Annotated in this window: 13 protein-coding genes; 8 read left to right on the forward strand and 5 right to left on the reverse strand. The window is 72.5% G+C overall.

The window, feature by feature from the left end:
- Positions 1-53: 53 nt before the first annotated feature.
- A complete protein-coding gene (locus JK361_RS27730) occupies positions 54-401 on the reverse strand; it encodes an ArsR/SmtB family transcription factor (protein ID WP_307787333.1) in 348 nt (115 codons plus the stop codon).
- 510 nt (positions 402-911) lie between these two features.
- On the opposite strand from JK361_RS27730, the gene JK361_RS27735 reads away from it, so the two are divergent.
- On the forward strand, positions 912-2327 hold the full coding sequence (locus tag JK361_RS27735; protein ID WP_201822853.1) for an MFS transporter: 1416 nt from the start codon (positions 912-914) through the stop codon (positions 2325-2327).
- Between the two features lie 300 nt (positions 2328-2627).
- On the opposite strand, the gene ku is transcribed toward JK361_RS27735, so the two are convergent.
- Positions 2628-3740 (reverse strand): non-homologous end joining protein Ku, encoded by a 1113-nt coding sequence (gene ku / locus JK361_RS27740; RefSeq protein ID WP_201822861.1) that lies wholly within the window; start codon positions 3738-3740, stop codon positions 2628-2630.
- A 53-nt stretch (positions 3741-3793) separates the two neighbouring features.
- On the opposite strand from ku, the gene ligD reads away from it, so the two are divergent.
- Positions 3794-4681 (forward strand): non-homologous end-joining DNA ligase, encoded by an 888-nt coding sequence (gene ligD / locus JK361_RS27745; RefSeq protein WP_201822863.1) that lies wholly within the window; start codon positions 3794-3796, stop codon positions 4679-4681.
- Between the two features lie 150 nt (positions 4682-4831).
- Here ligD and JK361_RS27750 read toward each other — a convergent pair whose 3' ends face one another.
- A complete protein-coding gene (locus JK361_RS27750) occupies positions 4832-5635 on the reverse strand; it encodes a nuclease-related domain-containing protein (protein WP_201822865.1) in 804 nt (267 codons plus the stop codon).
- Between the two features lie 100 nt (positions 5636-5735).
- Between JK361_RS27750 and JK361_RS27755 the strand changes: the two genes are divergently transcribed.
- The 5 genes from JK361_RS27755 to JK361_RS27775 all read left to right on the forward strand — a co-directional run bounded on the left by JK361_RS27755 (position 5736) and on the right by JK361_RS27775 (position 11419).
- Complete coding sequence (locus JK361_RS27755; protein ID WP_201822866.1) at positions 5736-6242, forward strand: protein-tyrosine phosphatase family protein; 507 nt, start codon at positions 5736-5738, stop codon at positions 6240-6242.
- A 187-nt stretch (positions 6243-6429) separates the two neighbouring features.
- Positions 6430-7194, forward strand: a complete 765-nt coding sequence (locus JK361_RS27760; RefSeq protein WP_236053698.1) for a hypothetical protein — start codon at positions 6430-6432, stop codon at positions 7192-7194.
- Positions 7191-8435 carry an ATP-binding protein gene (locus tag JK361_RS27765; protein WP_201822870.1) on the forward strand — a complete coding sequence of 415 codons (1245 nt, stop codon included), beginning with the start codon at positions 7191-7193 and terminating at the stop codon, positions 8433-8435. Before JK361_RS27760 ends, JK361_RS27765 begins: the two co-directional genes overlap by 4 nt.
- A 129-nt stretch (positions 8436-8564) precedes the next feature.
- On the forward strand, positions 8565-9926 hold the full coding sequence (locus tag JK361_RS27770) for an FtsW/RodA/SpoVE family cell cycle protein (RefSeq protein ID WP_201822872.1): 1362 nt from the start codon (positions 8565-8567) through the stop codon (positions 9924-9926).
- Positions 9923-11419 carry a penicillin-binding transpeptidase domain-containing protein gene (locus JK361_RS27775; protein WP_236053667.1) on the forward strand — a complete coding sequence of 499 codons (1497 nt, stop codon included), beginning with the start codon at positions 9923-9925 and terminating at the stop codon, positions 11417-11419. The genes JK361_RS27770 and JK361_RS27775 overlap by 4 nt, the downstream gene beginning before the upstream one ends.
- A gap of 182 nt (positions 11420-11601) precedes the next feature.
- On the opposite strand, the gene JK361_RS27780 is transcribed toward JK361_RS27775, so the two are convergent.
- Positions 11602-12417 (reverse strand): hypothetical protein, encoded by an 816-nt coding sequence (locus JK361_RS27780; RefSeq protein WP_201823130.1) that lies wholly within the window; start codon positions 12415-12417, stop codon positions 11602-11604.
- A gap of 140 nt (positions 12418-12557) precedes the next feature.
- A complete protein-coding gene (locus tag JK361_RS27785; RefSeq protein WP_201822874.1) occupies positions 12558-13667 on the reverse strand; it encodes a ferritin-like domain-containing protein in 1110 nt (369 codons plus the stop codon).
- 123 nt (positions 13668-13790) lie between these two features.
- Here JK361_RS27785 and JK361_RS27790 point away from each other — a divergent pair, with 123 nt between their 5' ends.
- Complete coding sequence (locus JK361_RS27790; protein WP_201822877.1) at positions 13791-14729, forward strand: AurF N-oxygenase family protein; 939 nt, start codon at positions 13791-13793, stop codon at positions 14727-14729.
- Positions 14730-14790: the final 61 nt, after the last annotated feature.

A 14790-nucleotide genomic window follows, 5' to 3' on the forward strand; every position in this document is an offset into this window, starting at 1 on the left:
GGGCTGCCGGGTCGTGTGCCGGGGCTGCCGGCTCATGTGTCGGGGCTGCCGGGTCAGTCGCCTTCCGGTGGTGTCCATGCGGCCACCAAGGCCAGCAGGCCGGGGAAGCGGGCGTTCAGGTCGGCCACCCGGACGTGGCTGCGGCGCTCCAGGCCGTACTGGCGCTGCCGGGTGATGCCCGCCTCGCGCAGCGCCCGGAAGTGATGGGTCAGTGAGGACTTGGGGCGGTCCAGGCCGAACCAGCCGCAGGTGTGGTCGAACTCCTCCGCCTCCAGCAGCAGTTTGCGGACGATCCGCAGCCTCAGCGGGTCGCTGAGCGCGCCCAGCACCGTCTCCAGACGCAGCTCGGCGAGGGGCGGCTCGGGCAGCGGGGCGGGCAGGTCGGGTGGTTCCGGGAGCACCTTGAATCCGGCGACGAGTCCGGCGGCAAGCCCGACTGCGGGTCCCGTCGCGGGTCCGGTCACGAATCCGGTCACGAGTCCGGTCGTCGTTCCCGCGATGGCCTCCGCGGTGAGTCCACCGCCGGCCTGCGCGCCGAGTCCCCCGCCGGCCTGCGCGCCGAGTCCCGCGGCCTGCGCGCTGAGGCCCGCGGTGCCTTGCGCGGTGACTCCCGCGGTGGCTCCCGTGGCGGTTCCTTCGGTGGCTTCCACCCTGGCTTCAGTGGTGGTTCCCGTGACGGTTCCTTCAGTGGCTTCCGCCGTGGCTTCCGTGCCGGTTCTCGCGGTTGCTTCCGCCGTGGCTTCCGTGGCCGTTCCTGCGGTCCGCTGTGTCTTTTCGGTCTTCCGGCCTGACAACTGCGGCTCCCTCTCCCCGACTTCTTGTACGACTCCGATCGTACTACGTGCTAGGTTCGACTCCGCTCGTACAAGTACGGCTTAAGTCGTACTAACGATTCGGGGAGGACTGTGCCCATGACGGAGACGACGACTGATGTGCGCGCCCCAGGGGCGGCGCACGGCGCACCCGGCGTGCCCGGCGTGCCCGGCGGTGACGTTCCCCTCCGCTGGGTCTGGCTCGCCGCCTGGCCCGTGACGGCGGTGTTCGTGCTGTCCAACGCCGCGACCCCGCTCTACGTCCTGTGGCAGCGCGAGATGGGGTTCAGCAGGGGCACGCTGACCGTGGTCTTCGCCTGCTACATCGCGGGGCTGCTCGGCTCCCTGCTGGTGTCCGGCGTCGTCTCGGACCGGCTCGGCCGCAAGCCTGTACTGCTGCCCGCGCTGGGGCTCGCCCTCGTGTCCTGCCTGGTCTTCGCGACCGCAGGCGGTGTGGCCGCGCTGATCGTCGCCCGGCTCTGCACCGGTATCGCGGTCGGGGCCGTGGTCTCGGCGGGCATGGCCGCGGTGACGGACGTGGCGGGACCCGCCCGACGCCCGCTCGCGGCGCTGCTCGCCTCCTGCGCGATGGTGTTCGGCGCGGGCTCGGGGCCCCTCCTCGCGGGCGTGCTGTCCGAGACGCTGCCCGGGCCCACGGTCACCGTGTTCGCCGTGGAGGCGGTTCTGCTGGTCACGGCGGTCGCGGTGGTGCTCCGGATGCCGGTTCGGCGTCCCACCCGGGCCGATACCAGGAGCGGTGCCGGGAGCGGGAGCGGCGGGCCCGGGAGCGGTGCCGGGACCGGGAACGGTGGAACCGGAAACGGTGAGACCCGAAACGGTGAGACCAGGAACGGTGGGACCGGGAGCGGTGTCGGGAACAGGGCCGGGGCCGGTGCCGGGGGCGGCGCCTGGGTACGGGTGCCGGGCGTGCCGCGCGGTGCCGGACGGCAGCTCGCCCTGGGCATCGCCGTGTTCGCCCCCGGCATCACCGCCACGTCCTTCGTGCTGTCGCTCGGGCCCTCCCTGCTCTCCGGCCTGCTGGGAACGGGCAGCCGGATCGTCTCCGGGGCGCTGGCGTTCGTGATGTTCCTCAGTGCGACGGGTGTGCAGTTCGCGGTACGGGGACTGGGCCGCCGCACGATCCTGCTCGCCGGCGCCGCCGCCACCGTCCTCGGCATGCTCGCGCTCGTCACCGCCGTGCACACCGGGTCGGTCTCCGCCCTGGCCGGTGCCGCGCTGCTGGCCGGGGCCGGGCAGGGCATGGGTCAGCTGGGCGGCCTGTCGCTGCTGAACTCGACGGTGCCGGCGGGGCGGCTGGCCGAGGCCAACGCCGCGTTGAACGTGGGGGGTTACCTTCCCGCCGGGGTCCTTCCGGTCACGGCGGGCTATCTGAGTGACGCGGTGGGGCTGACGGCGGGGGCGACGGTCTTCGGCACGGCGTTGGCTGCGCTGGCTGCGGCCGGGGGTGGGCTGGTGCTGCGGGGGTGGCGGGAGCCGGCGGAGCCTCTCGGGTGACTGGCGGGAGCCGGCGGACCCTCTCGGGTGACTGGCCGGGTCCGCGGCGCCGGGCAGCGGCGGGCAGTCCGGAGGCGGGGTCGAAGCTGATGTCGCTCATCCGGCGCCGCCGCGGCGGCCCCGCCCCACAGCGCCCCACCTCCCCACACACCCCCACGGCCCGACACATCACCCCAGGGCCTGACACACCACCCCACTACCTGACACACCATCCCACGGCCCGACACACCACCCCACAGCCCGCCACATCACCCCAGGGCCGACCCATCACCCACGGCGCCCCGTGCTCGAACCGCGTTCTCACGCCGACCGCTTGCGCGCCGCCGTCTTCTTCGCCGCCGCCTTCTTCGTCTCCGCGGCCTTCGCCCCCGTACTCCTCGCCGCCGTACTCTTCGCCGCCGTACTCTTCGCCCCCGTGCTCTTCGCCGCCCCGGACTTCGCCGTCGCCGTCGACTTCGTGGCCGTCGACTTCTTGGCCCCCTCCCCCGTCCTGGACGTCGACTTGCGTGCGGGCGCGGCCCTCTTCTCCGCGGCCGCCTTCTTGGCGGACGCGGACGTGGACTTCTTGCCGCCCGTCTCCTTCGGCGCGGAACGCCCCTGGGGCAACTGTCTGACCTCGGCCTCTTCACCGGAGGCCGCGCGCGACTCCCGGGCCGCCCGCACGCTGCTCTCCAGCGCGGCCATCAGGTCGAGCACCTTGCCGCCGGCGGCGGGGGCCGGGGTCTCGGGCGGGGCCTCGCCGGACGCCTTCGCCGCGATGACCTCCTCCAGTGCCTCCCGGTACTCGTCGTGCAGGTCCTCCAGGTCGACCTCGCCGAGCGTGTCCATCAGGGCGTCGGCGAGGTCGAGTTCCTTGTCGCGGATGGTGACGTGGGTGTCGGGGGCCATGCCCTCGGGGGCCCGCACCTCGTCCGGCCACAGCAGGCCGTGCATGGCGATGGCCTCGCCGACCACGCGCAGCATGCCGAGGCGCTCGCGGCCGCGCAGCGCGTACTTGGCGATGGCGACCTTGTTGCTGCGCTTGAGGGCCTCGCGCAGCAGGGTGTACGGCTTGGCGGCGGGCGCTCCGCCGGCCCCGAGGTAGTACGCCGCGCCCATCTGAAGGGGGTCGATCCGGTCGGCCGGCACGAAGGCCACGATCTCGATGGTGCGGGCGGTCGGGATGGGCAGGTGGGAGAGGTCCTCGTCGGTGATCGGGATGATCGTGCCGTCGGCGTCCTCGTACCCCTTGCCGATCTCGCCCTGGCTGACCTCGCGCTCCTCCAGTTCGCACACCTTGCGGTAGCGGATGCGGCCGTTGTCCTCGGTGTGGATCTGGCGGAAGGAGATCGCGTGGCTCTCGGTGGCGTTCACCAGCTTGATCGGGATGCTGACGAGGCCGAAGGAGATGGCGCCGTTCCATATCGATCGCACGTGCCGCACCCTTCCTTTCCCGATTTGTCCGGTTCGTCTGGGATTGTCATCCTATGACGCCTATCACAGAGGTGGAGGGGCGCCGGGTCGCGCTCAGCAACCTGGAGAAGGTGCTGTATCCGGAGACCGGCTTCACCAAAGGGGAGCTGCTGCACTACTACGCGACCACCGCCACGGTCCTGCTGCCGCATCTGCGCGACCGGGCGGTGTCCCTCCTGCGCTATCCGGACGGCCCGGACGGGCAGCAGTTCTTCACCAAGAACGTCCCGCCGGGTACGCCCGACTGGGTCACGACCGCCGAGGTGCCGCGGTCGTCGGCGGACAGTCCGGCCCGGATGGTGGTGGTGCAGGACCTGCCGAGCCTGGTCTGGGCGGCGAACCTGGTCACCGAGTTCCACACCCACCAGTGGCTGGTGCGGAGCCCCGAGGAGGCGGACCGGCTGGTCTTCGACCTGGATCCAGGGCCGCCCGCGAACGTCGTGCACTGCTGCGAGGTCGCCCTGTGGCTGCGTGAACGGCTCGCGGCGGACGGCATCGAGGCGTATCCGAAGACCGCAGGGTCGAAGGGGCTGCATCTGCTGGCGGCGGTGCGCGGGAGTTCCTCCGAACGGACGTCCGAGTACGCGAAGGCGCTGGCGGTGGAGGCCGAGCGGGCGATGCCCCGGCTGGTGGTGCACCGGATGACCAGGAGTCTCAGGCCGGGGAAGGTGTTCGTCGACTGGAGCCAGAACGCGGCCCGCAAGACCACGGCCACCCCGTACACGCTGCGTGCCCGCCGCGCCCCGCTGGTGTCCGCGCCGGTGACGTGGGAAGAGGTCGCCGAGTGCCGGAGCCCGGCGCAGCTGGAGTTCCGGGCCGACGACATCGCGCCGCGCTTGCAGGACCGCGGGGATCTGCTGGCCCCGTTGCTGGACCCGGGATCGGCCGCTCCGCTGCCGTAGCGTCAGAGCCGACGGGCGCGCCGGCCCTCATGACCGGACCTCGCCGGGCGCGCCGGACGCCGTCACGCCCTCCCGTCGCCCCCCCTTCGCACCCCGTCGCCCCCCGTCACCCCCTCTTCGCCCCCCGTCACCCCCTCTTCGCCCCCCTCGTCACACCCTCCCCCACGTCCTCCGGTCCCGTGCCATCCCGTGCAGGGCCTCCACGTCCGCCGGCTTGAGCACCCCGCCCAGCCGGGCCAGGCCCGGCAGCTCGGCGTCCCTCAGGACACGCACTCCTCGCGGCGGCGCCGTGATCGTCACCTCGGCCGGCTCCACCAGCGCCAGCAGCGGGCGGACCTCGGCGGTCAGGGCGTAGGAGGCGCGGTCGGCGTCGGCGCGCAGCCGGCGCAGCAGCGGCTCGGCCTCGCGGCGGCCCAGGGCGACCATCGGGTCGGCGACCAGGACCCGGGCCCTGCGGGCGTACAGCGCGTGGACGGCGAACAGGCCGCCGGGGCCGATCACCAGGTGGTGGATGCGGTCGCCACCGGGCAGCGGGACGGAGTGCAGGGTGTGCCAGCCGGCGCCCTCCAGCCGGTCCAGGGCCTGGCCTGCCGCCTGCTCGGCGCTCAGGGCGCGCCGGCGCGGGTCGGGGCGCAGCCGGCGGGCGGGGCCGGGGTCGCGGTCGAGGGCGATCAGCAGGGCCTCGCCGGGACGGTTGGGGGCCAGGTCGTCGTCCGGGTGCAGGGTCAGCCGGGCCAGTTCCGCCGGGGTCGGGACGGGGGGCGGGCCCACGGTCACCGGGCCGGTGAGGAAGGGTTTCAGGGCGTGCAGCACATCGTCCCTGCGGTCCTCGCCGAGCAGGTTGACCCGGCCTGTCTCACGGTCGTACCAGGCGACGTTGCTGCCGTCCTCGCGGCAGACGTACAGCCGCTCCCGGCCGAGCCGGAAGGCCGGCACCACGCGCAGTCCGCTCATGAGCCATCACCCCTCGACCATGGGAACAGGCAGGGTGCTCCCGGGGCAAGACCGGTTACCGTGGATGGCGGCCCGGTGAGGGGGAGTTGGGGAGGCGGCGTTGCGGACCCGCGGAAAGCAGCCCGACGTGCCGGCTCCGGAGAGCCCGTGGAACGAGATCCTGCCCGGTCTGTGGATGGGCGGACACGAGTTCCGGGGCCGTTCCGGACGGCTGGAGCTCGCCGTCGTACGTGACGAATTCGATGTGGTGCAGTCCCTGCTGCGGCTGCCGGGGTACGGGCCCGGTCCGGGGGTGGAGCACCATGTGTGGCCGATCCCGGACGGACCGCTGGACGGGACGCAGCTGGCCGGGGTGATCCGGTTGGCGCGCGCGGTGAACGAGGCGCTGGACGCCGGCCGCCGGGTGCTCGTGCGCTGTTTCCACGGGTACAACCGTTCGGGGCTGGTCATCGCGCACGCCCTGGTCCAGCGGGGTGACACGGCCGACCAGGCGATCCAGCTGATCCGGGCCCGGCGCTCGGCGTGGGCGCTGCACAACAAGCTGTTCGTGGAGTATCTGCGGGCGGGTCTGACGACCGTGCGGCTGCTGGAGGAGCTGGCCGAGTAGCCTCTCTCCCAGCACCGCACCCTGTGCACTTAACGTATAAGCGGTGCGTGAGGCCTGCATAACGGACTTTTCCCGAATCCAAGAACACTTCCGTACGAACCCACGAATTAAGGTGTACGGGGCCCCACCGACACCGACGCCCAGGAGCACCGTGCCAGCCCGTCGTCCCGCGCGCACCGCCCTCGCCATGGCCGCCGTCGCCCTGCTGTCGGCGACGGCGACGGCCTGCGGGGACACGGGCGGGCTGCGCGGTGCCGGGACGACCCCGACCGCCGTCAGCCCGGCGAAGCTCTGGCCGGACCTCCGGCCGGCGTCCAGCCCGGCCTTCCCGTACGACGTGTCGACCCGGGAGACCGTCAAGGGCATCACGGTCCCCGGTGACGACATCCGGAAGGTGGATCCGGTGGACGTCGTCGAGGCGGAGCTGAAGGCCCACCCCGACGACTACTCGTCCAAGGGGGCGTACCACGCGACCGAGGCGCGGATGAGGGAGTGCCGGCCGGGCGGGGACCGGGCCCGGTGTCCGCTGCTGAAGCCGTACTACCGTGATCTCACCGGGGACGGGCGGGCGGATCTGACGCTCGGCTTCCGGCTGTACCCGACCAACCAGCTGGCGGTACGGGTCTACACCGTCGAGCGGCACCGGCTGGTGCAGGTGCTGGCCGACAACGACGCGATCATCGGGGTGGAGCTGGCCGGCCGGGCACTGATCGAACGCTCGCCCGCCGACATCTCCGGGTACGAGTACCGCACCACCTGGCTGTGGGACCCGCAGCAGCGCGCGATGGTGTTCTCCCGCGACGAGTACCTGCACGTCGGCGACGGCCGCCCGAGCAGGACACCGTCCCCGTCGGCCTCCCCCTCCGCCGCCCCGCCCGCCTCCTCCCCCGCCACCCCGTCGGCCTCGGCCTCCCCGTCCGCCTCCGCATCCCCGTCGCCGAGCGCGCGATGAGGCTCGCGCTGCCCCCCTGGGCCGGGGCCCTCGCCGTCAAGGCCGCCGCGTTCATCACGGTGATGTGCTGTGCGCTGGCCGCGCTGCTCGGTGTCCTGGTGCACGTCTCGGTGACCAACCAGACCGTTGGCCAGGCCCGCGACCAGGCGCTGTCCCGGCTCGCGGACGCCACGCAGGCGTACGAGGCCGGGGACACGCTGCTGCCGGGTGCCGGAGTGGACCCCGGAGGGCTGCCCGCGCCGCTGCGGGCCCTGGCGGCGAACGGCCGGCGCGGCACGATGGTCGCCACCTACCGCGGGCGTCCGACCATGTGGGCTGCGGGACCGGTGGCCGGGCGCCGGGCGCTCGCCGTGGAGGTCGACTACTCGCAGCAGTCCCGCACCATCGCCGGACTCGACCAGTCGATCCTGTGGTCGTCGGGGCTGGCGATCGGGGCGACCGTGCTGGTCGGCGTGTTCGCGGTCACTCGGGTGACCCGGCGGCTGCACGGCACGGCGCGTGTGGCGCGCAGGATCAGCGCCGGTGACCTGGACGCCCGGGTGAACGACCCCCGGACGAAGGATCCGACCCGCCCGCAGGACGAGGTCGCCGCGGTGGCCGCCGCGCTGGACTCGATGGCCTCCTCGCTCCAGGGCAAGCTGCTGAGCGAGCAGCGGTTCACCGCGGACGTGGCGCACGAGCTGCGCACCCCGCTCACCGGACTGCACGCGGCGGCCGAGCTGCTGCCGCCGGGCCGGCCGACGGAGCTGGTGCGGGACCGGGTGGCGGCGCTGCGCACGCTCACCGAGGACCTGCTGGAGATCTCCCGGCTGGACACCGGGCGGGAGCGGCTGGAGGTCGACACGGAGGAGCTGGGCGCTCTGGCCGGGCGGGTGGTACGGGCGTCGGGCACGGAGACGGAGGTGCGGATCCTGCGGGACGCGCGGGTGGAGACCGACCGGCGGCGGCTGGAGCGGGTGCTGGGGAACCTGGTGGCCAACGCGCACAAGCACGGTGCGCCTCCGGTGGTGCTGACGGTGGACGGCGCCGTGGTGACGGTGCGGGATCACGGCGGCGGATATCCGGAGTACCTCGTCGCGCACGGGCCGCAGCGGTTCCGTACCGAGGGCGGCGCCAAGGGGCACGGGCTCGGGCTGACCATCGCGCTGGGCCAGGCGGAGGTGCTGGGGGCGCGGCTGTCGTTCGCCAACGCGGCGGACGGGGGCGCGGTGGCGACGCTGACACTGCCGGTTGCCGAGTAGGGCCGCGCGGGTGCCGGGGGCCACGGGAGGCACGGCGGCGACGCTCACGCGCCCGCCCCGCGCCACGCTGGCACTGGCGCAACCGAGTTAAAACGGCCACAAGTCTCCCTGTTTGGGTAGGTTCCGGGCATGACGAAGGCCGGAACCACCGTGGCGGCGGCCCCCGCTCCCGCACGCCCCGCGCGCCTCCCCCGGCGCCGGGGCGTCGAGCTGGCCCTGCTCGTACTGGCCGTCCTGCTGTCCGTGTACGGCTACTGCGCGGTGGGGCTGGCGCGGACCGGGTCCGTGCCGCCCGGCGCCGCCGGTTACGGTGCCGGCCTGGCCGCGCTCGCCCTGTTCGCCCATGTGGCGGTGCGCATCCGGGCGCCGTACGCCGATCCGCTGCCGCTGCCCATCGGTGTGCTGCTCAACGGGCTCGGGCTGGTCCTGATCTACCGGCTGGACCTGGAGACACCGGGCGACCGGGCGGCCCCCACCCAACTGGTGTGGTCCACGCTCGGGGTGGGCCTGTTCATCGGCGTCGTACTGGTGCTGCGCGACCACCGGGTGCTCCAGCGGTACTCGTACGTCTGCGTGGTGGCGGCCCTCGTCCTGCTGGTGCTGCCGATCCTGTTCCCGGCGGTCAACGGTGCCCGGATCTGGATCCGGATCGCCGGGTTCTCCATCCAGCCCGGCGAGTTCGCGAAGGTGCTGCTCGCGGTGTTCTTCGCCGCCTATCTGGCCGCCAACCGCAGCGCGCTCGCGTACACCGGCCGCCGGCTGTGGCGGCTCCAGTTCCCGACCGGGCGGGTGCTCGGGCCGATCCTGACGATCTGGCTGGTGAGCGTGGGCGTGCTCGTGCTGGAGCGGGACCTCGGGACCTCGCTGCTGTTTTTCGGGCTGTTCGTGGTGCTGCTGTACGTGGCCACCGGGCGCACCGGCTGGATCGCGGTCGGGCTGCTGCTCGCCGTGCTCGGCGCCGTCGCCGTCGGGCGTCTCGAGCCGCACGTGGGCGCGCGGATCGAGGACTGGCTGCACCCGTTCGCCACCATCGAGGCCGGGCAGGGCCCCAACCAGCTCTCGCAGTCCCTGTTCGCGTTCGCGGCCGGCGGGGTGCTCGGCACCGGGCTCGGGCTCGGCCACTCCATCCTGATCGGTTTCGCCACCAAGTCGGACTTCATCCTGGCGACGGCCGGGGAGGAGCTGGGCCTCGCGGGTCTGGCGGCGATCGTGCTGCTGTACGCGCTGCTGGTGGAGCGCGGCTACCGGGCGGGGCTCGCGCTGCGCGAGCCGTTCGGCCGGCTCCTCGCGGTCGGGCTCGCCTCGATCGTGGCGCTGCAGGTGTTCGTGATCGCGGGCGGGGTCACCGGGCTGATCCCGCTGACCGGCATGGCGATGCCGTTCCTCGCCCAGGGCGGTTCCTCGGTCGTCACCAACTGGGCGATCGTGGCGCTGCTGGTCCGGGTGAGCGACTCCGCGCGCAGCCAGTACGACGGCCGGGAGGCACCATGACCGAGTACGGCGGGCTCCCCGACGGCGGGCGGCCGATGGGGAAGTACATCCGGCACGCCTGCGGCTTCTGCGCCCTGCTGCTGGCGGCGCTGCTCGCGAACGCCGCCCGTGTGCAGGTCGTGCAGTCCCACGAGTACGACGGCAACCCGGCCAACCGCCGGGCCACCATCGCGCGTTACCAGCAGCCGCGCGGGAACATCCTGGTGGACGGCAGGCCGGTCACCGGGTCCGTGGACACCGGGGAGCAGCTGCGCTACGAACGCTCCTACCTGAACGGCCCGTTGTACGCGCCGGTCACCGGTTTCTCCTCGCAGACGTACGGCACCGCGTTCCTGGAGCACGCCGAGGACGGGGTGCTCTCCGGCACCGATCCGGTGCTCGCTCCGCTGCCGCTGTGGAACGACGTGACGCGCGGGCGGAGCCGGGGCGGTGACATCGTGACGACCTTGAACGGGCGGGCGCAGGAGGCCGCGTACCGGGGGCTCGCCGGACGCAAGGGCGGGGTGGCCGCGATCGAGCCGGCCACGGGCCGGATCCTGGCGCTGGTGACCAGCCCGTCGTACGACCCGGCGGAGCTGTCCGGCAACAACGAGGCGGTGGCGTCGGCGTGGGCCCGGCTCAACCACGACCCGGAGAAGCCGATGCTCAACCGGGCGGTACGGCAGACCTATCCGCCGGGGTCGACGTTCAAGGTGGTCACCGCGGCGGCGGCGCTGGACGCGGGCGTGGTCACCGATCTGGACGCGCGGACCGACTCGCCGGATCCCTACCGGCTGCCCGGTACCACCACCCGGCTGACCAACGAGGGCGACGGCTGCACGGACGCCTCGGTGCGGGACGCCTTCGAGTGGTCCTGCAACACGGTCTTCGCCAAGCTGGGCGTGGACGTGGGGGTGCGGGACATGGCCGGCACGGCCCAGGCGTTCGGGTTCAACGACACGGGTGTGCGCATCCCCTTCTCGGTGTCGCCCAGCACCTTCGACACGCACGTGGACAAGGCGCAGCTGGCGCTGTCCTCGATCGGGCAGTACAACACGCGGGCCACCCCGTTGCAGATGGCGATGGTGGCGGCGGCGGTCGCGGACGGCGGCCGGCTGCGCCCGCCGTACCTGGTGGAGCGGAGCACCCGGCACGGGGGCGAAACGGTCTCCGGCAGCGGGGCCCGGCCGGGTCGGCAGGTGATGCGGCCGGCCACCGCGGCCCGGCTGATGGAGCTGATGGCCGGCGTGGTCGAGGACGGCACCGGCACCAACGCGGCCATCCCGGGCGCGCTGGTCGGCGGCAAGACCGGCACGGCCCAGCACGGCCTCGGCAACTCCGGTGTGCCGTACGCCTGGTTCGTCTCCTGGGCGCAGTCCGCGGACGCGCCGGAGCCGCAGGTGGCGGTCGCCGTCGTGGTGGAGGACGCCTCGGCGGACCGGGGCGAGATCAGCGGCGGCGGGGACGCGGCACCGATCGCCAGGCAGGTGATGCGGGCGGTGCTCGGCAGGTGAGACCGGGCCCACGGCGGCGGCCGGCCGGCTCGACCACCACCGCAAGCGGAACGGACCCACGGTGACACCACAGCAAGCGGGAACGAGCCCACGGTGACACCGCCGCAAGCGGGAACGAGCCCACTGCGGCGGTCGCTCGACCGGCTCGGCCGCTCCCGCGGGTGAGAACGGGCCGGCAGGGCTCAGGAGATCGGCTTGACCGCTTCCGAGCGGATCTGGCGGGTGAGCTTCGCGTAGAAGCGCAGATCCACCTCGGACGGGTCCTGCTTGGCCGTCTCGGACGTCATCGACGCGATCGCGGCACCCGTGTTGCCGTCGGTCCAGGCGCACACGGGATAGGTCATCGTGGCGCCCGCGCTCTTCTGGGTGAGCACCTCGCAGCTGACCGTGGGCTCGCCGTCCTCGGGGAAGTCCTTCCGCGCGACGGCCACCGTGACGCCGTCCGCCTCGGCGGCACCCTTGAGCATGTTGCGCCGGGCCTCGTCGGTGTTCTTGAACCGGCCGTACATGCCCGAGAGCACCAGCACGCCCTTGGTGTTGTCACCCCCGACGGCGTACTGCCCGACGACACCCACGACGTCCTTGGCGTCCCAGGCGCCCTCGGCCTCGTCCTGGATCTTCCGGCCCTGTGCCGAAGACATGTCCTGGGCGAGTTCGAAGCGGCCGTCGACGAGCTTCTGCGGAAGGGTGAGCTTGTTCTCGGCCTCGGGGAAGCCGCTCTCCACCACCAGCCCGAGCACGATGAGCAGCACGACGACGGCCGCGACGACACCGCCCACGATGCCGAGGATCAGACCGACCCGCCGCTTCTTCGGCGGCGGTGCCATGGGCGGCACGCCCCAACCGGGGTACGGCTGGGGCGGGTAGGGGGTCTGCGGGGGGTACGGCTGCGCGGGGTGCGGCTGCTGGGGGTACGGCGAGCCGTACGGCCCCGGGGCCTGCGGCGGCTGCTGACCGTAGGGAGGCTGCGGCTGGTTCGGGTACGGCGACGGAGGCATGGACACGCCAGCACGCTACTGCACCCGGGTGAACGGACCCGCACCGCGTCCCGGGCCGGGCTTCCGGCAAACGGACCGGCACCGCCTCCGGAGCCGGTCCCCGGGTGAACGGACGGACCGGGCACCGCGTCCCGGGCCGGTCAGGTGTCCGCCGTCCCGGATTCGATCGCCGCCTCCACCTCGGCCACCCGTTCCCGCTCCTCGGCGGCGAAGCGCTCGGCGTCCAGCCGCTCGGCCAGTTCCTCGTCCTGCGCCATCAGCAGGTCCAGGTTGGAGTCGCCCATCTCGAAGACGCCCATGTCCGCGTAGGCCTGCTGGAGGCGCTTGCCCCACAGGCCGATGTCCTTGACGCACGGGACGATGCGGCTGAACAGCAGCTTCCGGAACAGCTGGAGGAACTCGGACCGCTCGCTGAGCGCCTCCGCCTCGGCCTTCGGGATGCCGAAGTTCTCCAGCACCTCCACCCCGCGCAGCCGGTCGCGCATGAGGTAGCAGCCCTCGATGACGAACTCCTCGCGCTCGCGCAGTTCGGCCTCGGTGAGCTGCTTGTAGTAGTCGCGCAGCGCCATCCGGCCGAAGGCCACGTGCCGGGCCTCGTCCTGCATGACGTACGTGAGGATCTGCTTGGGCAGGGGCTTGTCCGTGGTGTCCCGGATCATGCCGAAGGCGGCCAGGGCCAGGCCCTCGATCAGCACCTGCATGCCGAGGTAGGGCATGTCCCAGCGGCTGTCGCGCAGGGTGTCGCCGAGCAGCGACTGGAGGTTGTCGTTGATCGGGTAGAGCATCCCGATCTTCTCGTGCAGGAACCGGCCGTAGATCTCGGCGTGCCGGGCCTCGTCCATGGTCTGGGTCGCGGAGTAGAACTTGGCGTCCAGGTCGGGCACCGACTCCACGATGCGCGCCGCGCAGATCATGGCGCCCTGCTCGCCGTGCAGGAACTGGCTGAACTGCCAGGAGGCGTAGTGCCTGCGCAGCTCGCCCTTGTCCTTGTCGGTGAGCTTGTTCCAGTACGGGGTGCCGTACAGGGACATCACCTCGTCGGGGGTGCCGAGCGCGTCGTACGGGTCGACCTCCAGGTCCCAGTCGATGCGGGTCCGCCCGTCCCACTGCTTGTCCTTGCCCTTCTGGTACAGGGCGAGCAGGCGGTCGCGTCCGTCGTCGTACTCCCAGCTGAAGCGGGCCGCGCCGGCGGCGGGCACCTGCCAGAGGGGGCCTGCGGGGTCGTTGGCGTAGAGGTCGTGGCTCGGCATACCTCGCAGGCTCACACGTAGACGCCCGGTCAACAAGTCACGCACAAGGGATTGACGGCCTTGCTGACAAGCAGTCTCATAAGAGTCAGGACGACTACCCCCGGGTAACGAGGTGAGGGAGCCATGACGACCCTGACGGAAGCGGACGCGCTGGACGGATTGCGCGACGCGCTCGGCCTGCTCAAGGACCGGGAACAGGTGGCCGAACGGCTGCTCGTCTCTTCCGCCAAGCACTCCTTCGACCCGGACAAGGAGCTGGACTGGGACGCGCCCTTCGAGGAGGGCAAGTGGTTCTGGCCGCCGGAGCTGGTCTCGCTGTACGGCACGCCGATGTGGAAGCGGATGAGCGAGGAACAGCGCATCCTGCTCTCCCAGCACGAGGCCGCGGCCCTGGCCTCGCTCGGCATCTGGTTCGAGATCATCCTGATGCAGCTGCTCGTCCGGCACATCTACGACAAGGCGGCGACGAGCGCGCACGTGCGGTACGCGCTCACCGAGATCGAGGACGAGTGCCGGCACTCGAAGATGTTCGCCCGGCTCATCTCGCGGGGCGGCACGCCCTGGTACCCGGTGAGCCGCGCCCACCAGAACCTGGGCCGCCTGTTCAAGACGATCTCCACGACCCCCGGCTCCTTCACCGCCACGCTGCTCGGCGAGGAGGTCCTGGACTGGATGCAGCGGCTGACGTTCCCGGACGAGCGGGTCCAGCCGCTCGTCCGGGGCGTCACGCGGATCCACGTGGTGGAGGAGGCGCGGCATGTCCGGTACGCCCGCGAGGAGCTGCGCCGGCAGATGGTGACCGCGCCGAAATGGTCCCAGGAGTTCACCCGGGTCACCTCGGGCGAGTTCGCCCGCGTGTTCTCGATCGCCTTCATCAACCCCGAGGTCTACACCAATGTCGGCCTGGACAAGCGGCAGGCGATGGCGCAGGTGAAGGCGAGCGGGCACCGCCGGGAGGTCATGCAGAGCGGCGCCAAGCGGCTGACGGACTTCCTGGACGACATCGGGGTGCTGCGGGGTGTCGGCAGGCGGCTGTGGAGGTCGTCGGGGCTGCTGGCCTGACGCGGGCCGGCGGTCCGTCGTGGCCGGTCGCGCGCATCCCCGCGCTCCTTCGGCGGGTACG

This window comes from Streptomyces musisoli (genome assembly GCF_016741855.1).
Taxonomy (GTDB): Bacteria; Actinomycetota; Actinomycetes; order Streptomycetales; family Streptomycetaceae; genus Streptomyces; species Streptomyces musisoli.